Genomic DNA, 22,333 nt, shown 5'->3' on the forward strand with positions numbered 1-22,333 from the left:
CGGGTGGAGATTTCGGACAGTAGTGAATCGACCCTGTCCCGACGCCGGTTCCTCCAGGCGGCCGCACTCACCGCGGCCGCCGCTGGCACCGCCGGAGCCCTGGGCTCCGCGCCGGACGCGCTCGCCGACCCCGCGGCCGAAGTGGCCGAAGAGGCAGGAAAACGAGCCCTTTCTTTCACCGCGGCCACAAATGGCGCCGCGACCCTGAATCCCGCCGACGGCAGCCTGGTCGCCGAGGTGCAGAACGTGCTGTGGTCGATTCCGCGCGGTGGCGGCAAGGCGAAAGCCCTCACCCCGGCCGACCTGGAACCCAACCGCCCGGTATTCAGCCCGGACGGCAAACAACTGGTCGTCTGCGCCTATCGCGGCGGTGGTTTCCACCTCTGGCTGCTGCGCGCCGACGGCACCGGCCTGCGCCAGCTCACCGACGGCCCGTGGGACGACCGCGGCCCTGCCTGGTCCCCGGACGGCACCAAGATCGCCTTCGCCTCCGAGCGCGGTGGCGACACGGTCACCGGCAGCCCGTACCGGATCTGGGTGGCCGACGTGCGCACCGGCGAGCTGACCCGGATCACCGGCAAGCCCGGCCAGGACGGTCCGCTGCAGGACAAGGCGTGGGAGGACTTCGACCCGACCTTCGCCGCCGACGGCAGCCGGATCCTGTTCGTCCGCGGCTCCTTCAACGGCACCGCGCTGGACTCGCGCACCGTGGCCGCCATCCGGTCGGATGGTTCCGGCGCGGTCGCCGCCGAGCACACCGACACCAGCGGCGCCCAGGTGCTGGCCCCCGCGCTGTCCCCGGACGGTCGGCTGGCCTACCTGCGCACCACCCCGTCACCGAGCGCGGGCTGCACGCTGGTGGTGGCCGGGCAGCCGGTGCCGGTGGACGGCGACGTCGAGCCGGTGCCGCCGCGCTGGGTGGACAAGGACCGCCTGCTGCTCACCGTCAGCGGCAAGTTCACCCTGCTCCGCCCCAGCTCGCCCGCCACCCAGGAACCCATCGCGTTCACCGCGAGCCTGCCGCTGGACCGGCCGCGCTACCGGGGCAAGGACTACGACCTCACCGGCGAGGGCGTGCGCGAGGTGCGCTCCCCGCACCTGCCCGCGCTGTCCCCGGACGGCAAGCAGGTCGTCTTCGCCGCGCTCAACTCGCTGTGGACCGTGCCCAGCACCGGTGGCAGCCCGCGCAAGGTGGTCACCGCCGGCCCGACCCGGTTCCTGCTCGCGCCGAGCTGGACCGCCGACGGCAAGGCGATCGTCTACACCGACGACCGCGACGGCCTGTACACCGCCCGCCGCCGCGACCTGGCCACCGGCGCCGAGACGGTGCTGGCCACCGGCGGCCGGGTGCACCCCGCGCTGTCCCCCGACGGCGGCAAACTCGCCGCCCTGGACATGTCCGGCAACCTGGTCCTGCGCGACCTGGCCGCGGGCACCGAGAAGGTGCTGGCCGCCCCGCTCGGCGGCGGCGGCATCCCCGGCCGCCCGAGCTGGTCGCCCGATGGCAGGTTCATCGCCTTCTGCGACCGCAACCGCCTCAACGGCCGCTTCCGCGAGGGCTACAACCTCATCCGGATCGTGGACGTGGCCACCGGCAAGGACCGCCTGCACCCGGTGGCCCCGAACACCTCCATCGCCGACCGCTACGACTCCGGCCCGGTCTGGTCGCCCGACGGCAAGCACCTCGCCGTGATCATCGAATCGGCCCTGCACCTGGTCCCCATCCGCCCCGACGGCACCCCCACCGGCGCCCCGCGCAGGCTGGCCGACGAGGCCGCCGACCACCCGTCCTTCGCCGGCGACGGCCGCACCGTGCTCTACCTCTCCGGCACCCGCCTGCGCCTGATCAGCGTGGACGGTGGCGCACCGCGCACCGTGCGCGCCCCACTGGACTACCGCCGCCCCCGCCCCGAGGACACCGTGCTGCACGCCGGCCGCTTCTGGGACGGCACCGGCGAACAGGTCCGCCAGGACGTCGACCTGGTCCTGCGCCGCGGCCGCATCGCCGCCGTGGAACCCCACCGCCCCAACCGCCCCGCCGCCAAACGCATCGACGCCTCCCAGCAGACCGTGCTCCCCGGCCTCTGGGACGCGCACACCCACCCCTGGCAGTCCACCTACGGCGGCAGGCAGACCGCCCTGCAACTGGCCTACGGCATCACCACCGCGGTGTCCTTCGGCGGCTTCGCCTACGAACAGGCCCGCATCCGCGAGGCCGTCAGCTCAGGTGCCCTGGCCGGCCCCCGGCTGATCGCCACCGGCGAGCTGCTCGACGGCGCCCGCGTCGCCTACAGCATGGGCCGGGCGCACAGCACCCGCGCGGGCCTGCGCCGTTCGCTGGACCGGGCGGCGGCCCTGGACTGGGACTTCGTCAAGACCTACGTCCGAGCCCCCGGCTGGATCATGAAGGAAGCCGCCGACTTCGCCCACCAGCGCCTGGGCGTCCGCAGCGGCGGCCACCTGTGCTCCCCCGGAGTGCAGCTGAACCAGGACCTCACCACCCACCTCCAAGCCACCCAGCGCCTGGAGTTCGGCCACGCCACAACAGCCTCCGGCCGCGCCTACCAGGACGTCACCGAGATCTACACCCGCACCAACTTCCACCTCATCGCCACCCCCTTCACCGCGGCCCCCCTGATCGGCACCGACCCGGCGCTCACCGAAGACCCCCGGGTCACCACCCTCATGCCCCCCTGGGACGCCGCGGCGGCCCGAGCCGCCGCCAAGATCCCCCCAACCCCAGCCCAACTGACCACCCTCGCCACCGAGGTGGACGTCTACAAACGAGTCCTGGACGGCGGCGGCCTGGTCGCCCTGGGCACGGACGCCCCCCTGGTCGCCATCGGCCTGCACCTCCACCTGGGCCTGAGGGCGTTGCACCGCAACGGCTTCACCCCCACCCAGGCCCTCCGCACAGTGACCTCCCTACCCGCCAAGGTCTTCGGCCAGGAAGCCGACCTCGGCACCCTGGAACCAGGCAAGGTCGCCGACATCACCATCGTCAACGGCGACCCCTTCACCAACTTCAACTCCCTGATCAACACCACCACAGTCCTCCGCGGCGGCATCCCCTACACCACCAAGGACCTGGTCAACTCCTTCACCACCCAAACCGAAGCAGCCCCCACCACCGCCACCACCCCCACCGAAGCGGACTGGCTCGAAGTAGCCCACACCATGCGCCGAAACTCCTGCTGCGACCCAGACTGCTAACCCCCCACCCCGAGTGTTGGCCGTTCTCGTACCGAGTGTTGGCCAAACCCGTACGCCAAGTTGGCCAAACTCGTACACAGTCTCGGCGGATGTAGGCGTGCGAGGTCCCAACGCACGCCCACATCCCCAAGCCCCCGTACAACAACGGCCAACAAGCCGTACAACAACGGCCAACACACCGTCCCAGAACGGCCAACACGCGGTACGACAACGGCCAACACGCCGGCGAGGGTTTCAACCCTCCGCGCGTGTTGGCCGTTGTCGTACGGAGTGTTGGCCGTTCTGGGCGGGCGGAGCCCGGAGAACAGGCGGCCGGGGTGGCTTTTCAACACTCCCCGAGCGGTTCCCCCATCCCCGTCAGCCTGGAGAGGACACACCACATCCCGGGCAAGCGGCCCGCAACACAAACCGCCGCCCGGCGAACCCCAACGCGACCGGCCGCTTGCCCGGGATGTGGTTTGGTATCGGAGGGCTGACGGGGATGGGGGAACCGTACGAGCACTGCTCTGTGTTCTTGTCTTTGACTTTCCCCCCCATCCTTTGATTCCTGCCCGTCCGGCGAGGACGCCCTTGATCTTCGCTCTTGATCTCCACCCGCCCCCCGAACTGATAAATGAACACCCGCCTTTCACCCCAACGTCACCCCACCGGTGCTCTGATCGACCAAGGCGGTGCACGGCCCCCGAACACCGCCTACCGTGGTGTGAGCCGGAACCGCACGGATCGGATGCGCAATGACAAGCAACCAGGTCGCCCCCAGCAAGACCGCCAAGACCGCCAAGACCGACGACCCCGGCGGCCGACGCCTGGACCGGATCGTCGCCTGGCTGCTCGGTGTCGGTGGCCTGGTCGGCCTGGCCGCCTCCTTCGTGCTCACGATCGAGAAGCTCGAGCTGCTGATCAACCCGAACTACATCCCCACCTGCACCTTCAACGCCGCGCTCAGCTGCGGCACGGTGATGAAGTCCGAACAGGCCGCCGTCTTCGGCTTCCCCAACTCACTCCTGGGCATCGCCGGATTCAGCGCCGTCACCGCCATCGGCCTCGGACTGCTCGCCGGCGCGACCTACCGCCGCTGGTTCTGGCTCGGCCTGCAACTGGGCGCCACCCTCGGGGTCGTCTTCACCCACTGGCTGATCATCCAGAGCCTCTACGAGATCCGCACGCTCTGCCCCTACTGCATGGTCGTCTGGGCGGTGACCATCCCGATCTTCGTCTACGTCACCCTGGCCAACCTCGAACGCGGCCACTTCGGCGGACGCGGCGGCGGCCGGGCCGTGACCGGCTACCACGGCATCCTCGCCCTCACCTGGCTCGCGGTGATCGCCGCGCTGGTCTTCACCGCCTTCGGCGCCAGCCTGTTCGCCTGACCCCGCCCAGCACAACGCCCGGACCGGCTGTGCCGATCCGGGCGTTCTCAGCGCACTACCACACGGGATGACGCGCTACCTCACTGGATGAACAGCGCCCGCTCCCAGGCCCAACCGCCGGCCGAATCCCACGCCTCGGTGCCCTTGTCGGTGCTGCCATCCGGCTGCCCGCGGAAGTTGAACAGCTTCAGGTGCCCGTTGCCGTAGTTGTAGAAACCACCGATGTCCGAGCGCCCGTCGCCGTTGAAATCGCCTGCCACGAACGTGCTCGACCCCAGGTACCAGTCGCCGGGATTGCTCTCCCACCGCTTCGCGAAGTGCTGCACGCCGCCGGCCGTGCCCTTGGCCACGAACAGCGCGATCCGGTTGTCGGCGTACCCGTACAGACCCGCCACATCGGTCCGGCCGTCGCCGTCGAAGTCACCAGCCACCAGCCGGGACCGGGCCGGGTCCCACTGGCCCTGGCCGGTACGCCACTGCTGCGCGGGCTTGGTGTGCCCCTCGACGGTGCCGTCGGCGACGAACAGCGCCACGTCGTAGTTGCCGTAGTCGTACAGCCCGGCCATGTCGTCGCGGCCGTCGCCGTTGAAGTCACCGGCGATGAAGGTGCTGCTGGTGCGCTCCCAGTTGTTCTCCCCGGAATCCCAGGTGACCACCGGCGCGTCGATCCCGGTCGGGTTGCCGCGGAAGAGCCAGAACTTGGTCTGACCGTTCGGGTAGCCGTAGGCGGCGGTGATGTCGGTGCGGCCGTCGCCGTTGAAGTCGCCTGCCACGAACTGCGCCCGGTTCCAGTCCCAGTGCCCGGCGGAGTCCCACAGCTCGCCCGCGTCCTTGAGCCCGGTCGGCGAGCCCCAGCGGACGAAGAACTTGATGTTGGCGCCGCCGTAGTTGTAGAAGGCGCCCCAGTCGGCGAAGCCGTCGCCGTTGAAGTCGCCGTTGAGGTACTTGGCGCTGCTCATCTCCCAGTTGTTCGGACCGGTCTGGGCCTTGGAGACCGGCGCGGTCGGGCCCTGCGCGGAGCCGTCGAAGGTGAAGGTGCCCAGGTCCTGCGGGTCGTAGTTGTAGACCGCGGAGATGTCGTCCCGGCCGTCGCCGTTGAAGTCGCTGATGGTGTGCGTCTTCACGGTGGCCGAGGCGATCGCGGAGGCCGGGCCGTCACCGGTGGCGGTCACCGGGACCACCCGGTAGTGCCACACCTGCTTGGCGGGCAACGCGGTGTGCGCGAACTGGCCATTGCCGACCGTGCCCAGCAGGTTCGCCGGGACCAGCGGCACGTCCGCGGTCCGCGCGCCGTACACGCGGTAGCCGGTGGCCTGCAGCGACGGCGGGTTCAGCCAGCTCAGCTTGTTGCCGTGCTGGGCGAGCGGGGTCGCGGTCAGGCCGATCAGCTGCGATTCCAGCCAGCCGTCCAGGTTGTCCAGCCGGGACTCGGTGACCGTGCGCCGGGTCTCGGTCTCCCCGACGCAGCCGCCCTGCCAGGAGGCCGCGTGCAGGCCGAGGACCTCGAAGCGCCCGCCGACCTCGCGGAAGGCCGGGCCGCCGGAGTCGCCGCGGCAGACCGAGACCGAGCCCTCGCCGAGCACCGACAGGGTGCTCGCCGCGGCTGACTCGACCTTGGCCGCGCCGGTCTGCAACCGGTCCGGGGTCCACTCGGTGGCGGTGCGGCCGTAGCCGGCCAGGCGCACCGACTCACCGGCGGCGGGCGCGGTCCTGGCCACGGTGGCCGGGGTGACGCCCTCGACCGGGGTGGCCAGCCGGACCAGCGCCAGGTTGCGGTCGGCCCGCGGGATCAGGTTGACCGCGTCCACCACCTTCCCGGCGGTGCCGGACAACGAGGTCCGGCCGACGGTGACCTTGGTCGGCTGCGCGGGCTTGCCGCCCTGGGCGTTCTCCGGGAAGCAGCTCTTGACGGTCAGCACCCAGTTCGGGTCGACCAGCACGCCGCTGCAGCTCCGGACGCCCGCGCCGACGTCGATCTTGGCGACGAAGCCGTAAGTGCCGTCGGCGGCGGGGGAGCCCCCGGCGATGGCGTTGGCGGGCAGGCTGGTCAGCAGACCTGCGGCCGCGATGAAGGCGAGCAGGCTGACGGCCTTGCCCGCACGATGGCGAGTCACGGTGTGGTGCCCCCAAGTCATGGGAAATGCGCTCAGAACCACTGGAAGTGCCACCCATCCCCGTGTGGTCGGCGCGTAGATGTTCGGACATCCGGGGGGCGTCCGGAAGCCCCAGTGGCAATTGTCACAGGATGTAACAGTTAGCCTGAGCTGGGCCGATCAAGACCACGACGCCGGGCCGCGCTGACCTCGGTCGCGTATCCCGGCGGGAAACCCAGCAGCGGCACGAAGGTCAGGTAGAGCGCGAGCGCGAAATCCAGGGTGGTCCTGATGTTGTTCGGTCGGCTGAACGACGAACCTGTCTGGAGATCCACGCTACCGTGGCCGGGTGCGCGTCATGATCACCGCGGCTCCGCTGCTGGGCCACCTGTTACCGCTGGTCCCGCTGGCCCGCGCGCTGCGCGAGGCCGGCCACGAGGTCCTGCTCGCCACCGCGGGCGAGGCCATGGCCGTGGCCGACCAGGCCGACCTGCCCGTCCGCGACCTCGCCCCCGGCTTCCGGTTCGAGCCGATCGTGCGCCGGACCCTGCTGTGGCACCCGCTGATCGCCAAGGCCGAGATCGCGGGCAAGTCCGGCACCCGCGGCGCGGCCCTGCTCTTCGGCCACGTCAACGAGGAGATCGCGGACGGCGCGGTCGCACTGGCCCGCTCCTGGAAACCCGACCTGGTCCTGCACGAGCCACTGGCCATCGCCGGGGCCCTGGCCGCCGCGGTGGCAGGCGTGCCCGCGGTGCTGGTGGAGAACTCCCTCTTCGACGGCCTGGACCTGCTCGCCGCCACCCGGGAACGACTGGCCAAACCCTTGCGCCGCAACAACATCGACGAACTGCCCGAACCAGCCGCGCGGATCGTCACCGCCCCGCCCAGCCTGGTCGGCGAGCAGTCCGGCTGGCCCATGCGCTACGAGCCCTACAGCGGCGAGGGCGAGATCCCGGCCTGGCTGAGCACCGAGGCCGACCGCCCGCGGATCGCGGTCAGCCGCAGCACCGTCGGCGGCCCCGGCGGCAACCGGCTGATGAGCGCGGTGGTCGACGCCGCCGAGGGCCTGGACGCCGAGATCGTGCTGCTCCGCCCGGACCGCCGCATCCTGCGCCGGGAATCCCTGCCCGCCAACGTGCGCACCCTGGACTGGGCCCCGCTGACCTGCGTGCTCGCGCACTGCGCCGCGCTGGTGCACCACGGCGGCGCTGGTTCGGTGGCGGCGGCGCTGGCCGCGGGTATCCCGCAGCTGGTGGTGCCCGGCGCGGGCGACCGCGACCACAACGCCCGGCTGGTCGCCAAGCGCGGCGCGGGCACCGCGGTGGCCGCCAAGGACATCAGCACCGCCGAACTGCGCAGGCTGCTCACCGAACCGGGGCTGACCGAGGCGGCGCTGGCGGTGCGCAAGGAGATGGCCGCCATGCCCGCACCCGCCACGCTGGTGCCGAAGCTGGTCGCGCTCGGCCGATGACGCGTGGGCCCGGGTCCCCGCGCGGACCCGGACCCACGACTTTCACCGGTGAGCGTTCACGCGGTGCTCCACTGCTGGTTCGGCGCGGCGGTGCAGTCCCAGATCTGCAGCTTGGTGCCATTGGCCGCGTTGTTGCCGATCACGTCAAGGCACCTGTTCGACTGCGGGTTGCGGATGGTCCGATCGGCCTGCACCTGCCAGAGCTGGTTGGGTGCGGCGAAGCAGTCCCACAGGTGCACCGGCGTTCCGTTGGCCGTGCCGTTCCCGCTCACGTCAAGGCACTTGCCCAGCGCGCGCACGGTGCCGTCGGCGTTGATCGTCCACCGCTGGTTGTCCGCGCCGACGCAGTCCCAGATCTGGGCCAGGGTCCCGTTGACGGTGCTGTTGTCGGTGACGTCCAGGCATTTGCCGCCCAGCCCGGTGATCTGGCCGCCGGTGGGTCCGCCACTGGGCTGCCCGGCCCAGGTGAAGGTGGCCGTGGTGCGCGCCGGCAGGTTGTAGGTGAAGGACTGGCCGCCCCAGTTGACCCGCACGTTCTGGCCGGCGCCACTGGTGTTGTAGGCGATCAGCGCCTTGGAGCCGTCCGGGTTGCGCCAGGCCACGTTGCTGACCGCGGCGGTGTTGTTGGTGTCCACCCGGACCGCGCCGGGACGGACGAACTTGGTCAGGTGGCCCATGTTGTAGTACTCGATGGTGTAGTCCACCTGGCCGTGCCGGGGACCGCCGTTCTGCACCGTGATCAGCCCGGTGCAGGTGCCGCAACCACCGTTGTGCGGGCCCTGGGCCTGATCCAGCCCCAGGCTCCACTTCACCACGCTGCGGGCGTGGTTGCGGGTGGGGTTGATGATGTCGGCGACCATGTCCTCGCGGTGCTGGTCGTTGATCCACTCACCGCCGGAGTGCTCGGTGCCGTACTGCTTGATGCCCGGGTACTGGTTGTGCACCTGGGTCTGGGTGGCCACATCGCCGCCGTAGCCGTGCCAGGCCACGCCACCGAAGAGCGGGTCGTTGCGGATGGCCGGATCGTTGACCTGGGGCGCGCCGAACTCGGCCCACTTGTCCCAGTTCCAGTCCAGCACCAGGGTTTTGGTGGTGATCCCGGCCGCGCGGAAGGCGGGCCAGAGCGCGTTCTTGGTGAAGTGGATGAGGCCGTTGGCGTTCCAGTGCATCGAGGGATACCCGGCGCAGCAGGTCGGCTCGTTCTGCACCGAGACGTAGTCGATGGGCACACCGCGGGACTGGTACGCCTGCACGTACTTGGCGAAGTACTGGCCGAAGGCGGTGTAGTACTGGGACTGCAACCACCCCTGGTGCATGTGGTTGTTGTCCTTCATCCAGCCAGGCGCGCTCCACGGCGAGGCCATCACCTTCAGCGCCGGGTTGAGCTGTTTCGCCTGGCGGGTAAGGGGAAGCACGTCCGCGAGGTCGTGGTTGATGTTGAAGTCGCTGACGTCGCAGCAGGTGTTGTCGAAGTTGTAGTCGAAGCGGGCCAGGTCGGAGGCGCCCAGCGGGTTGCGGATGAAGGACAGTCCGATGCCCTCGGTGGGGTGGAACAGTTTCCGCATGGTCGCGTCCCGGGTGGCCGGGGTGAGCGCGCCGCTGGAGTTCATCAGCCAGGCCGCGGTGTCGGTGAAGGACGCGCCCGCGCCCTCGAACTCCTGGTAGGTCCGGCCCTCGTTGACGGTGATGGTGGTGCCACCGCTGCCGGTGCCGGGGGTGAACCGGACCGGGGCCTGGGGTTGCAGGCCGCGGGTGACGGTGCGGCCCTTGTTGGCCGCGGTGGTGGTGGTGAGCGCGATGTTGACTGTCTCCCCGGCAGCCCGCGCCTGCGGGGCCGGGGCCACCAGGGCGGTCGCGGTCAGCAGCAGCCCCAACGCCGCTGCCGACCAGAACTGGACACTGCGCATGCGAAACCTCACACAGAGCGAGGGCGGCGGAGCTGACAAGCTGACAACAAACCTTATTTCAAGCTGTGATTTAACTGGCAGGTTGATAATCGGTCAAGACGGCGAAGGGACCCGGGTGCGCGAGAACAGTCAGACAGTGCACGACCTGCGGCGGGGCAATCGGGCAACGGTGCTGCGCAGGCTGTACTTCGACGGCCCGGTCAGCAGGCAGGAACTCGCCGCGGGCACCGGGCTGAGCCAGGCATCGGTGAGCAACGTGGTGGGCCAACTGGTCGAGGAGCAGTTGGTCGTGGAGGCGGGCACGGTGGGTTCCGACGGTGGGCGCCCACGCGGCCTGCTCCGGGTGAACCCAGGGCAGTCCACGGTGATCGGGGTGGAGGTGGCCGAGACCTGGGTGCGGGTCAAGGCCTTCGACCTCACCCTGGCGGTGCTGGCCGAGCAGACCCTGCCGATCGAACCGGACAACCAGGACCGGGACCTGGTGATCAACCACATCCTGACCGGCCTGGCCAAGGTCCAGGCCGCCGACAACGTCGACCCGGACCGCATCCTGGGGGTCGGCGTCGGCGTGCCCGGCCTGGTCGAACAGGGCGCCGAGCTGCTGGTGCACGGCCACACCCCGGCCTGGCACACGGTCCCGCTGGAAACCTTGCTGCGCAAGGGAACCGACCTGCCCCTGCACATCGACAACGGCGCGAACACCATGGGCCAGGCCGAGATGTGGTTCGGCGCGGGCCGAGGCGCCCAGCACGCGGTGATCGCCCTGATCGGCTCCGGCGTGGGCGCGGGCGTCATCGCCGACGGCAACCCCTTCCGCGGCGCGCGGCGCAGTGCGGGGGAGTGGGGCCACACCACGCTGTCCCTGGACGGCCCACCCTGCCGCTGCGGCTCCCAGGGCTGCCTGGAGTCCTACACCGGCGCCGCCGCCATAGTCGCCCGCCACCGAAACCTGCACCCCAACCCAGAACCCCTCCTCGACGAGGAATCCGCCTTCCGCAAGGCCCTGTCCGACCCGTCCCCCCAGGCCCAAGCCCTCATCCAGGAAAGCGCCCGCTACCTGGGCGCGGGCATAGCCAACCTGATCAACCTCTTCAACCCCGAACGCATCCTCCTCGGCGGCTGGGCCGGCCTCCTGCTCGCCGAGGACAACCTCCCCCTCATCCGCGAGACCGCCCGCCGCTACGCCCTGCACCACCCCTTCGACGGCACCCAGATCGCCCTCTGCCAGTTGGGCCCCGACGCCATCGCCCTGGGCGCCGCCACCCTCTGGGTCAACCACTTCCTCCGCTCCGGCGGCAAGCTGACCCCTCCACCCCGGTAGACCTGGCACCACCATCGCCCCCGGGACACACACCCATGGAGCGAAAGTCCGTTTCCCGCCAGGCTTTCCCCATGAAGCAGGAGACTTCGGTCCGCCAAGCGCTGTCCAGGGGAGCGCTGGCAAGTTCAGCGGCGGTCACCCTGGTACTGATCGCCCTCAGCGGCGGCTACGGCTACCACCGCGACGAGCTGTACTTCATCATCGCGGGCCAGCACCCGGCCTGGGGCTACCCTGACCAGCCGTCCTTCACCCCCATGATCGCCGCCCTGATGAACCTGCTGGCCCCCGATTCCCTGATGGCCCAACGAATCCCGGCGGCCATCGCGGCAGGCCTGACCGTTCTCCTGGTAGCCCTGACCACCCGGGAACTGGGCGGCACCCGCCGAGCCCAAACCCTGGCCGCGATCGGCACCGCGCTCTCCGGCATGGTCCTGATCCCCGGCCACATGCTGCACACCACCACCTTCGACATCACCTTCACCGCAGCCGTGGTGTGGCTCCTGGTCAAGGTGATCCGAGGCGCCGACCCCAGACTCCTGCTGGTCGCGGGAGCGGTACTCGGCGTGGCCCTGCACAACAAGTACCTCATCGGCGGGGTAGTGGCCTCCCTGCTGCTCGCCATCGCCCTGACCGGCCCCCGAACCCTGTTCCGCAGCCCCTGGCTGTACGCGGGCGGAGCCATCGCCGTCCTGATCTGGCTGCCCAACCTCCTGTGGCAGTTCGAGAACGGCTGGCCCCAGTTGGAAATGGCCAAGGTCCTCAGCGAAGGCAACGCCGACCGAGGCGGCCCCCTGTCCTTCCTCGCCATGCAAGCCCTGGTAATCGGCCCCCTCCTGATCCCCCTCTGGCTGGCAGGCCTGATCCACCTACTCCGCACCCCCCAACTCCGTTTCCTGGGCGCCTCCTACCTGATCCTCACCGCGGCATTGCTCGCCGCAGGCGGCTCCCCCCTCTACCTCTTCGGCGGCTACCCCGCCCTGCTCGCCGCAGGCGCCCTGCCCGTGGATGCCTGGCTCTCCAACGGAACCACCAAACTCCGCACAGCGTTGGTGGCCACCACCGCCACCCTGTCAGCGATCTTCATCGCCCCCCTGGCCCTCCCCCTGGTCCCGGAGAGCTACCTAGACCGCATCCCAGTGGTGCAGATGAACGGCCTGACCGCAGAACAGTTCGGCTGGCCAGAACTAACCAACACAGTCACCAAGGTCTACAACGGACTACCGTCAACCCAACGCAAGAACACAGTCCTCATCGCCGAAAACTTCGGCCAAGCAGCCGCCCTGCAACGCTACGGCCGAACCCAGGGACTCCCGAGTGTCCACAGTGGATACCGAGGTTACGCAGCCTGGGAACGCCCACCCGCCACGGCACGTAACGCGATCCTGGTCCAGCCCGCCAAGTACCCGGACGCCCCAGCCTGGGTCAAGAAGGCATGCACCACCCTCCGCCAGGTAGCCGAAATCCGCAACAACCTGAACATCAAGAACAGAGAACACGGCGGCACAATCTGGCTCTGCGAGGACACAACAAAGTCCTGGGACGAACTCTGGCCAGAGATCACCCACCTGAACTAGAGCAACCGCAGGGCAAAGCCCGCGCACAGGCAGCCGGGCTGGCTTTTCAAAAACCCAATCCGAGCGGTTCCCCCATCCCCGTCAGCCTGGAGAGGACACACCACATCCCGGCAAGCGGCCGCTCAACCTGCCGCCGCCCTAGCCACCCAACAGCAACGGCGGTCGCTTGCCGGGATGTGGTTTGGTATCGGAAGGCTGACGGGGATGGGGGAACCGTACGAGCACTGCTCTTTGCTCTTGTCTTTGACTTTCCCCCCCATCCTTTGATTCCTGCCCGTCCGGCGAGGACGATCTTGATCTTGATTTTCGTTCGGGTACCTCAGCAACAGAGGCCACAAGCGCAAAGATCAAGAGCGGAAAAGATGGCCTCGCCGGCCGGGCAGACCACCGGAGGGGGGAGGGCAAGTCAAGAACCGGGATGAGCAGGTTGCGGGGCATGGGTTTGTGCTGCCGGGGCCGGACCCAGCGTGGCTCCGAGGGCTCGTGTGTTCTCCGTACGGCCTTCCGCAAGCCAACCACACCTCACCGAGCGGCCCCCGTTGCGGATTCGTGGGCAGGCGGCGGCAGGTTGCAGGGGCCACTCGGCGAGGCGCGGTCAGCAAGCTCCAGGCCGTACGGAGAACACACGAGAACCCTCGTCGTGGGGGTCTACCCCCAACCCCAACCCCAACCCCAAACCCGCCCCGCCACGGATCGCGAACCCCGGCCAACGCGACACAACTGCGACAAGCCCAGGACACGACCCGGCCATCCCGCCGGAAACCTGAGGACATGGCCGACAACCCCCAGCAGGACACGGCAGATGCCACCATCCGGCAAACCGTCCAGCACCCGGAATCGGCACCCTCCTGGCGCCGCCACCTCCCGGAAGGCCGACTGCTCGGCATCGACGTCCTCCGCACGATCGCCATCCTCGGGATGATCTGGATGCACTTCGGCGTCACCGGCTGGCTCACCGCTGGACCACCCGGCCACCCGCCGGAATCGATCAGCTGGCTGAACCGCCTGCTAGACGTCCGTTCCCGGGAGATCTTCTTCCTGCTGGCCGGAGTCACCGTCGCGCTGACCACCGGCGGAGTGCGGCGGCACCGGGGACCGGTGATGGCCCGAAGCGCGCTGCGGGTGGTGGTGCGGGCGCTGGTCCTGTTCCTGCTCGCGCTCGTGCTCGGCGAACTCGGCGCCTGGGATGCCCAGATCCTGCACTTCTACGCGGTGTGGCTGGTGCTCCTGCTGCCGTTCGCGTTGCTGCGGGCGCGGACGTTGTTCGTCATCGCCGGTGTGCTGGCGGTCGCCGCACCGATCTTCAAGCTCCTCCAGCACAATCTGCGGTTGTTCGAACCGGACCTGGAGCAGATGACGCGGATGTCCGAGCACGGCGGGTTCAGTCTGCTCGCGCACCCCGAGGACTGGCTGCCGACGATGCAGAACGTCGTCTTCGGCGCTGGAAGCACCTCCCAGGACACCATCGCCGTCCTGCCGTTTCTTGTGCTGGGCCTCGCGCTGGGCCGGCTTGACCTACGCAGTCACCTGATTCGCGCCCGCATGGTGGTGACTGGTTCCGCGACTGCCGTCGGCACTGTCCTCATCGGACTCCTGGCCATGTATCCGTTCGGCGCGGCGGCCGCGGTCACGGACGCCAAGCCCGCCGAGGGTGTTGGCGCGCCATGGCAGGAACTCATCACGATGGCCTGGCCCGGCCCGGCACGCACCCTGTTCAGCATCGTCGAGTTCGTCCTCATGATGGGCCTCATCACCGCCCTGCTCGGCGGTCTGCTCATCGCGATGGAGCGCACCATGTGCCGACGGCTGCTCTGGCCGTTCGCCGCCTTCGGTAGTATGGCGCTGACCTGGTACTTCGCCCACTTCCAGCTGCTCGGCTCCGGCCTGTTCAGCACCGCGCAGGGATACCCGGACAACCGCACGACGGCGGCGTTCCTCGTCTTCCTCGTCCTCGCGCTCGCACTCTCGGTCCTCTGGCGCCGGTGGGGCAGCCGTGGGCCGCTGGAATGGCTCCAGCACTGGATCGTCACGCGCGTCGTCCCGGCCCGGAAGCCCTTGCGGCAGCAGGGTGATCGCGAAGACATCACACCTTCCGGGCAACCCCCGCGAACGGCAGGTTGTTGATCTCCTGTTTGTCCGTCACATCCCCCACCCCGTCCGGCCGCCAGAACGCGCATCCCACCAACCCCGGCTCCTCCAGCTCGAACCCCTCGAAGAACCGGAGCACCTCCTCATGGCTCCGCACGATCGGCGCGTTCTGCGTGCGCTTGTACGCCTCCACGGCCTCATCCAGCCCGCTGGCGTTCGCATCCCCCGAAACGTGCGACACCGCGAAGAAACTCCCCGGCACCAACCGTTCCCGGTACTGCGCGATCAACCCCACCGGATCCCACTCATCCGGCACGAAATGCAGCAACAGCAACATGATCAGCCCCACCGGCTGATCGAAGTCAATCAGCTGCCGCGTCTCCGGCGCCTCCAGCACACCCTCGACATCGCGCAGATCAGTCTGGATCACCGCCGCGTTCGGGTTGCCCGCCAACAACATCTGGCTGTGCGCCACCGCCACCGGGTCCCGGTCCACGTACACCACCCGGCAACTCGGATCAGCCCGCTGCACGATCTCGTGCAGGTTGCCCACCGTCGGAATCCCCGACCCGATGTCCAGGAACTGCCGCACGCCGTTGTCGACCATGTGCAGGACCGCGCGACGCAGGAAGGACCGGTTCAGCTGGGTGGCGCTGCGCAGGTCGGGCATGAGCTTGAGGATTTGTTCGGCCAGTACCCGGTCGGCCTCGAAGTTGTGGCCGCCGCCCAGCCAGTAGTCGTAGACCCTTGCCGGGCTTGGCACGCTGGTGTCGATGCCTGCCGGCACCCAGTTGCGTTCCGCGGCCACGCGGACTCCCCTCCTCGACGATTACGGAGTGCAGCTTAAGACCGACACACCGGAGTCGTTGGAAGGGTTGATAACAGAGTCCATCCGATCGTGTGTATGTGCCTGGAGAAGCGTCGCGAACGTGACTTGCGACTACCTATTGTTACCGCCATCACACGTTCGGTAGATGAGGTGGGTTCGCATGGTCGCGGTGGTCCCCGGCCGGTTGCCGCTGCTTGGTCACACCCTGTCCCTGTTGCGCAAGCCGCTGCCCTTCCTCACCTCATTGCCCGCGCATGGCGAGGTCGTGCAGATCTTCCTCGGACCGCTGCCCGTCTACATGGTGACCAGCCCTGAACTGGCCCTGCGCCTGCTCGCGGTGGACGCGGACAAGTACGACAAGGGCATCGTCTTCGACAAGATGCGCCCGCTCTTCGGCGACGGCCTGGCCACCTCCAACGGCGCGTTCAACCAGCGCCAGCGCCGGATGGTGCTGCCTGCCTTCGCCCGCGGCCGGGTCGCCGCCTACGCCGAGTCCACCATCTCCTGCCTGGCCCAGGACCTCGCCGACTCCTGGACCGAGGGCCAGCAGGTCGCCCTGGACGCCCGGATGCAGGACCTGGTGCTCACCATCGCCGGGCGCACCCTGTTCGCGGCCGACCTCGGTCCGGATGTGCTCGCCGAGATCCAGCGGTCCATCCCGATCATGCTGGAGAACGTGCTGGTCCGGGCGTTCTCGCCGAAGCTGGTGGAGAAGCTGCCCATCCCGGGCAATCGCCGCTTCGACGAGGCCGCGGCCCGGCTGCGCGCGGTCATCCCGGAGGCGATCATCACCGCGCGCACCCAGGGCGGTGATCACGGTGACCTGCTCTCGGTGTTCCTGGCCGCGCGGGATGAGGACACCGGCGAGGCCATGACCGACGAGCAGATCCAGGACGAGGTGGTCACCATCCTGACCACCGGCGCGGAGACCACCTCGGTCGCGCTGGCCTGGTTCTTCCACGAGATCGCGGTCAACCCGGAGATCGAGCGCCGCTTCCACGCCGAACTCGACGAGGTACTGGAAGGCCACCCGGTCACCTTCGAGGACCTGCCCAAACTCGAGTACACCCAGCGCATCGTCAACGAGATCCTGCGCCGCACCCCGCCGATCATCCTGATGCGCCGGGCCAGGGAGGACGTCGAACTCGGCGGCGTGCGCATCCCGGCAGGCTCCGAGGTCGCGGTCAGCCAGCACACCCTGCACCAGGACCCGCGCTGGTTCACCGATCCCGGCCGGTTCGACCCCGACCGCTGGTCCCCCGAACGGATGGCCGCACTACCCAAGGGCGCCTACATCCCCTTCGGCGCGGGCGCCCGGTTCTGCCCTGGCCACTACCTGGCGCAGACCGAGATCGCGATGGTGGCCGCCACCATCGGCGCGCGCTGGCGCCTGGTCCCGGTGCCGGGCAAGCGGGTCTACCCCAAGGTCAAGGCGACCATGCAGCCCAACCAGCTGCCGATGACCGTCCACTCCCGGTAGTCACCTGAAAGTATCCGCCCGGCTACCGGGTGTATCGTCAGGCACCTCCCGACCCTTTCCGATCTTGGAAGGCTCTCCCCGTGAGACTGCTACCGAAGCTGTTCGCGGTCGCGTCGGCCTGCGCCCTGCTGTTCACCGGTCTGACCGCGCCCCAGGCCGCGGCCCAGCCGGTCGACTGCAAGGTGCTCGACCTGCCCGTCACCGGCCCCGGTTTACTGCCGCTGCTGCCCGGTGGTCTGGCCACCGTGCAGGGCCAGCTCTGCCTGCCCAGCGGTAAAACCCCGCCGGTCGTGCAGCTGCTGGTGCACGGCGGCACCTACAACCGCGCGTACTGGGACCTGCCCTACCAGCCCGAGCGCTACTCCTACCAGCGCGACATGGCCAAGGCCGGCTTCGCCACCTTCGCGGTGGACCGCCTGGGCACCGGCAAGTCCACCAAACCACTGAGCTTGCCGATGCTGCTCTCGGTCGAGGCCGACTCCATGCACCAGGTGGTCCAGCACCTGCGCGCCGGCCGGGTCGGCGGGGTGCCGTTCCAGAAGGTGGTCATCGTCGGCCACTCGGTCGGCTCCGGCATCGTGGCCACCGAGGCGGCGGTCTACAAGGACGTCGACGCGGTCATCCTCAGCGGCATCACCCACCTGCCCGCCCTGCCGGTGCTGGGCCTGGGCGCGGTGCTCGGCCTCGGCCCGGCCCTGCTGGATCCGTTGCTGGGCAAGCGCGGCAGCGATCCGCTCTGGTTCGCCACCCGCCCCGGCGCGCGCGGCCCGCTGTTCTACAACGCGGCCAACGCCGACCCCAAGGTGATCGAGGCGGACGAGGCCACCAAGGACCAGGTCTCGGTGCCCGGCATGGGCACGGTCGCGGTCTTCGGCATCGTGCTGCCCACCACCCTGGGCATCAACGTGCCCGTCTTCCAGCCGGTGGGGCAGAAGGACATCCTGTTCTGCGGCCTGCTCGCGCTGCGCGACTGCACCAGCGGCAAGACCCTGCGCCCGGCCGAGGCCCCGTACTACACCCCGGCCGCCAAGCTGGAGACCTACGTGCTGCCGAACGCCGGCCATTCCCTTGGCCTGCACAAGAACGCGCACGAGTACCGCGAGGCCACCAGGGCCTGGCTGCGCCGCACCGTGGGCGCCTGATCACCACCGCACCGGCAACCGGCGCACCCGCCCGGTGAACAGGTTGCCCGTCATCGCCAGCTCCCCGTCCGGAATTCCCAGGCGCAGCCCGGGAAACCGGGCGGGGAGCGCGGTGAACACCTCGATCAGCTGCAACCGGGCCAGCGGCGCGCCCAGGCAGTGCCAGGGCCCGTGCCCGAAGGCGAGCTGCGGGTTGGGGGAGCGGCCAGGGTCGAACCGCAGCGGCTCGGCGAAAGCCCGCTCGTCCAGGTTGGCCCGCGCGGTGTCCAGCACCACCGCCTCGCCCGCTTCGATCGTCACCCCGTCGATCTCGATGGATTCCCTGGCGTAGCGCGCGATCCCGCTGCCGTCGGCCGCGTCCGCGTCGCCCAGCCGCAGCACCTCCTCCACCGCCCCCGGCACCGCGTCCGGCCGTACCCGCAGCAGTTCCCACTGATCGCGGTGCCGGGTCAGCAACAGCACCCCCGCGTCGATCATCACCGCGGTGCTGTCGTACCCCGCGAACAACAGCATCGTGGCGATCCCCGCGATGTCCTCAGTGGACAGTCCAGCCGCGGCGAGTCCGGCCAGCACCCCGTCATCCGGACTGGTCCGGCGCAACTCGACCACCTCGGTCAGGTAAGCCGACAACTCGGCCTGCCCAGCCTCGGCCCGCGCCCGGTCCTGCACATCGTCCATCTGGTCCACCAGATCCCGGAACACCTCCCGGTCCGGCACGCCGAGCAAGGCGCACAACGTCCGCACCGACAACGGCGCCGACAGCATCGAGTGCAGATCAGCCCCCGGCCCGGCCGCGGCCAGCTCGTCCAGCAGCTCCGCCAGCAACCCGCGCACCGACTCACGCAGCACCGCCATCCGCCGCCCGCCGAAGAACGGCATCAGCGCGGCCCGGATCGCCATGTGCTCCTCGTGCTCGTGCTCATGGGAGTACAACTCCGAGGCCGACAGCAACTGGTGATCACCGAGCCGCGCCGCCGCGGCCGGATCCGGATGGGTCCGCCCCAGCCGCCGGTCCGCGTACAGCCGCCGCACCTCCGCGTGCCCGCTGACCAGCCAGGCCTCGTCCCCGACCGGCGTCCGGATCCGCCGCACCCGTGCCATGCCCATCCCCACCTCAAGTAGACCCTCCGATGTATATCTCAAGGTATACATCCGAGGGTCTACTCTGCAAGGGATGTCTGCCGACGACCGTGCCCCGACCCGGCGACTGCCCCGCGCGCAGCGCCGTGAGCAGATCCTGGCCGCGGCCACCGAAGCCCTGTCCCGCAACGGTTTCAGTGCCACCAGCCTGGACGACATCGCGGCCGAGGCCGGGATCAGCCGGATGATCCTGTACCGGCACTTCGAGTCCAAGCACGACCTGTGCCGCGCGGTGCTGGACCGGGCCGCCGACCACCTGCTGACCGGCTCCGAGGTGGAGGTGGGCGCGGCCAGCGTGCGGGCCCTGGTGGCCTGGGCCGCGGCCAACCCCGCCGCGTTCCGCGTCCTCTTCCAACAGGCCGCGCACGACCCGGAATTCGCGGCGCACCCGGAGAAGCTGCGCGCGGCGATGGTCGCCGAGGTGCACGCCCGCATCACCGAGGACATCCCGGAAACCCCGTGGACCCAGTGGGCCGCCCGGCTGGCCACCACCGCCAGCCTGGACGCGATCAGCACCTGGCTGGACGTCGGCGCGCCCGACCCCCATCGGGCGGCCGACCGGATCACCAGCGTGATCGAGTCCGTGATCGCGACACTCTAAGCACCCACCGGCGTGTTGGCCGTTGTCGTACACAGTGTTGGCCGAACTGGTACACCCCTTCGGCCAACACACCGCCCACAACGGCCAACACACCGCCCACAACGGCCAACACACCGTCCAGTTCGGCCAACACACCGCCCAGTTCGGCCAACACGGCGTCCAGTTCGGCCAACACGCCGTACGAGAACGGCCAACACGGTGGTGGGTGGGTGCTTAGATCCGCAGCCGGCCCAGGGCCGCGGCCGCCTCCTCGGTCACCAGTGGCGGCTTGCCTTGCTTCCAGGTCACGTGCAGCTCGACCCGCCGGAACCGCCAGCCCTCCGCGGTGCGCACCGCCTCGGCCCCGTACCAGCCGCCGGAGACGAACCGCTCGCCGGGCGGATCCGCTCTGGCCTGCTGGGTGGCGTCCAGGTGCAGGTGGGTGTGCACCGCGTCCCAGCGCACCGTGGCGGTGTCGCCGTCCACCTCGACCAGGTGATTGCCAGCCAGGTGCTGGGTGGGGCCGAACAGGTTCATCGTCACCGTCTGCACCTCGGCCATGTCGGCCAGGCCGCGGAAGGAGCCGACCGGGTAGTGCACCTCGATGTCCGGGGCGAAGGTCCGCGCGGCCCAGCGGGCGTCGAAGCCGCGCTCGTCCAGGGACCGGAAGAACCGGCTGACCAGGTCGGTGAGTTCGGCCCGGTCGGTCAGCGCGCGGATTTCCTTGCGCAGCAGGGCGATCTCGGTCATGGCTGCCTCCTCGGCAACATCAGCGCGGGCAGCAGCGCGCACGCCACCAGGCCCGCGACCAGCAGGTAGGTCTGTTGGATGGCCGCGCCGGGCGCGCTCGCGGCCAGGTTGGCGGTCAGCACCACCGAGAGCACCGCGGTGCCCGTGGCCGAGGCCAGCGCGCTGACCAGGCCGAGCACCGCGCTACCGGCCGCGGTGCGCTCCGGCGGCAGGGTGCGGGTGGCCGCGGTCATCGTCGGCATCATGGTGCCGCCCCCGCCGACCCCGATCAGCGTGACCGCGATCAGCAGTCCCCAGTACGGCCCGTCCACGGCCAGTTGCGCGGCGAAGGCCAGCATCCCGGTCACCCCGACGGAGATCCCGGTCAGCACGATCAGCCCCGGCGGGAACCGGTCCACCAGCCGCCCGGCCACCTGCATGATCAGTCCGGAGCCGAGCGCGGCGGGGATGATCAGCAGACCGGCCCCGGTGGCGCTCTCGCCGCGGGCGAGCTGGAAGTACAGCGGCATCAGGAACATCGAGCCGAAGTAACCGCTGGCGTAGAGCGCGAGCGTGCCCACCCCGGCCGCGAACACCCGGTCCCGGAACAGCCCGAGGTCGATCAGCGGGTCGCGGATCACCTTGGCCCGCACCAGGAATCCGGCTACCAGGGCCAGTCCGGTCACGATCGCGAGCAGCGTCCACGCGGTGAAGTCGCCGTGCTCGCCGCCGACGGTGACCCCGTACAGCACCAGCGCCAGGCCGGGGGAGAGCATCAGCAGACCGGGCAGGTCCAGCCGGCGCTGGGTGAGCGCGTCATCCGGCGGGAACAGCCGCAGTGCCAACAGGACCACGGCCGCGCCGATCGGCAGGTTGAGGAAGAACATCCACCGCCAGGACACCTCGTCCACCAGCCAGCCGCCCAGCACCGGACCGGACAACGGTCCAATGAGGACACCCAGCCCCATGGTGCTCATCGCCCTGCCCAGCTCACCCGGCGCGGCCGCGCGGGCCAGGATGGTCATGCTGACCGGCATGATCATCCCGCCGCCCAGGCCCTGCAGCACCCGGAAACCGATCAGCGAGCCGATGTCCCAGGCCGCCCCGGCCAGCACCGAACCGAGCAGGAACACCCCGACCGCGGTCAGGTAGACCCGGCGCGCGCCGAAGCGGCCGACCGCCCACGCGGTGACCGGGATGACCGCGGCCAGCGCCAGGGTGTACCCGGTGACCACCCAGCCGACCGTGGCCAGCGGGGCGCCGAACTCGGTGGCGAGGTGCTTGAGCGCCACGTTCACAATGGTCATGTCCAGCCCGGTGAGCACCCCACCGAGCACCAGCACGAGCGCGATGACCTGCGCCCGCGACCGCGGAATCGCCTGTGTCGTCACGGCTT

Annotated in this window: 16 protein-coding genes; 9 read left to right on the forward strand and 7 right to left on the reverse strand. The window is 69.8% G+C overall.

Features of this window, described 5'->3' with window-relative positions; genetic code table 11:
* Positions 1-3 precede the first annotated feature (3 nt).
* Together HNR67_RS46240 and HNR67_RS16380 are read left to right on the forward strand one after the other, a co-directional pair.
* A complete protein-coding gene (locus tag HNR67_RS46240) occupies positions 4-3,213 on the forward strand; it encodes an amidohydrolase family protein (RefSeq protein WP_185003051.1) in 3,210 nt (1,069 codons plus the stop codon).
* Positions 3,214-3,947: 734 nt separating this feature from the next.
* Positions 3,948-4,583, forward strand: a complete 636-nt coding sequence (locus tag HNR67_RS16380) for a vitamin K epoxide reductase family protein (protein ID WP_185003052.1) — start codon at positions 3,948-3,950, stop codon at positions 4,581-4,583.
* An 80-nt stretch (positions 4,584-4,663) separates the two neighbouring features.
* On the opposite strand, the gene HNR67_RS16385 is transcribed toward HNR67_RS16380, so the two are convergent.
* Both HNR67_RS16385 and HNR67_RS16390 read right to left on the reverse strand, forming a co-directional pair.
* Positions 4,664-6,697: an FG-GAP-like repeat-containing protein gene (locus HNR67_RS16385; RefSeq protein ID WP_185003054.1), complete on the reverse strand. Its 2,034-nt coding sequence runs from the start codon at positions 6,695-6,697 to the stop codon at positions 4,664-4,666.
* Positions 6,698-6,837: 140 nt separating this feature from the next.
* Entirely contained in the window at positions 6,838-7,011 is a 174-nt protein-coding gene (locus HNR67_RS16390; RefSeq protein WP_185003056.1) for a hypothetical protein, read from the reverse strand.
* Positions 7,012-7,034: 23 nt separating this feature from the next.
* Here HNR67_RS16390 and HNR67_RS16395 point away from each other — a divergent pair, with 23 nt between their 5' ends.
* Positions 7,035-8,147 carry a glycosyltransferase gene (locus HNR67_RS16395; protein WP_221490811.1) on the forward strand — a complete coding sequence of 371 codons (1,113 nt, stop codon included), beginning with the start codon at positions 7,035-7,037 and terminating at the stop codon, positions 8,145-8,147.
* Between the two features lie 56 nt (positions 8,148-8,203).
* Here the strand turns inward: HNR67_RS16395 and HNR67_RS16400 are convergent, their stop codons facing one another.
* The gene (locus tag HNR67_RS16400; RefSeq protein WP_185003060.1) at positions 8,204-10,054 is read right to left on the reverse strand and encodes a ricin-type beta-trefoil lectin domain protein; all 1,851 of its coding nucleotides are present in this window, start codon (positions 10,052-10,054) and stop codon (positions 8,204-8,206) included.
* Between the two features lie 115 nt (positions 10,055-10,169).
* Between HNR67_RS16400 and HNR67_RS16405 the strand changes: the two genes are divergently transcribed.
* From HNR67_RS16405 to HNR67_RS16415, 3 genes are all read left to right on the forward strand, one after another.
* The gene (locus HNR67_RS16405; protein ID WP_312987392.1) at positions 10,170-11,375 is read left to right on the forward strand and encodes an ROK family transcriptional regulator; all 1,206 of its coding nucleotides are present in this window, start codon (positions 10,170-10,172) and stop codon (positions 11,373-11,375) included.
* Positions 11,376-11,446: 71 nt separating this feature from the next.
* Positions 11,447-12,949 (forward strand): glycosyltransferase family 39 protein, encoded by a 1,503-nt coding sequence (locus HNR67_RS16410; protein WP_185003063.1) that lies wholly within the window; start codon positions 11,447-11,449, stop codon positions 12,947-12,949.
* Between the two features lie 771 nt (positions 12,950-13,720).
* Positions 13,721-15,073: a DUF418 domain-containing protein gene (locus tag HNR67_RS16415; protein ID WP_185003064.1), complete on the forward strand. Its 1,353-nt coding sequence runs from the start codon at positions 13,721-13,723 to the stop codon at positions 15,071-15,073.
* Here HNR67_RS16415 and HNR67_RS16420 read toward each other — a convergent pair.
* Complete coding sequence (locus HNR67_RS16420) at positions 15,033-15,845, reverse strand: SAM-dependent methyltransferase (RefSeq protein ID WP_185003065.1); 813 nt, start codon at positions 15,843-15,845, stop codon at positions 15,033-15,035. The two genes, HNR67_RS16415 and HNR67_RS16420, sit on opposite strands and share 41 nt — an antisense overlap.
* A 166-nt stretch (positions 15,846-16,011) precedes the next feature.
* Between HNR67_RS16420 and HNR67_RS16425 the strand changes: the two genes are divergently transcribed.
* Together HNR67_RS16425 and HNR67_RS16430 are read left to right on the forward strand one after the other, a co-directional pair.
* A complete protein-coding gene (locus tag HNR67_RS16425) occupies positions 16,012-17,346 on the forward strand; it encodes a cytochrome P450 (RefSeq protein ID WP_246492530.1) in 1,335 nt (444 codons plus the stop codon).
* Between the two features lie 80 nt (positions 17,347-17,426).
* Positions 17,427-18,488 (forward strand): alpha/beta hydrolase, encoded by a 1,062-nt coding sequence (locus tag HNR67_RS16430; RefSeq protein WP_185003067.1) that lies wholly within the window; start codon positions 17,427-17,429, stop codon positions 18,486-18,488.
* Here HNR67_RS16430 and HNR67_RS16435 read toward each other — a convergent pair whose 3' ends face one another.
* A complete protein-coding gene (locus tag HNR67_RS16435; RefSeq protein ID WP_246492531.1) occupies positions 18,489-19,589 on the reverse strand; it encodes a cytochrome P450 in 1,101 nt (366 codons plus the stop codon). It lies immediately after the preceding gene.
* Between the two features lie 73 nt (positions 19,590-19,662).
* On the opposite strand from HNR67_RS16435, the gene HNR67_RS16440 reads away from it, so the two are divergent.
* Positions 19,663-20,229, forward strand: coding sequence for a TetR/AcrR family transcriptional regulator (locus HNR67_RS16440; RefSeq protein ID WP_185003070.1), 567 nt, complete (start codon positions 19,663-19,665; stop codon positions 20,227-20,229).
* Between the two features lie 213 nt (positions 20,230-20,442).
* Here HNR67_RS16440 and HNR67_RS16445 read toward each other — a convergent pair whose 3' ends face one another.
* On the reverse strand, positions 20,443-20,958 hold the full coding sequence (locus HNR67_RS16445; protein ID WP_185003072.1) for a nuclear transport factor 2 family protein: 516 nt from the start codon (positions 20,956-20,958) through the stop codon (positions 20,443-20,445).
* Positions 20,955-22,328, reverse strand: a complete 1,374-nt coding sequence (locus tag HNR67_RS16450) for a DHA2 family efflux MFS transporter permease subunit (RefSeq protein WP_221489926.1) — start codon at positions 22,326-22,328, stop codon at positions 20,955-20,957. The genes HNR67_RS16445 and HNR67_RS16450 overlap by 4 nt, the downstream gene beginning before the upstream one ends.
* Positions 22,329-22,333: the final 5 nt, after the last annotated feature.

It is taken from the genome of Crossiella cryophila, assembly GCF_014204915.1.
Lineage (GTDB): Bacteria > Actinomycetota > Actinomycetes > Mycobacteriales > Pseudonocardiaceae > Crossiella > Crossiella cryophila.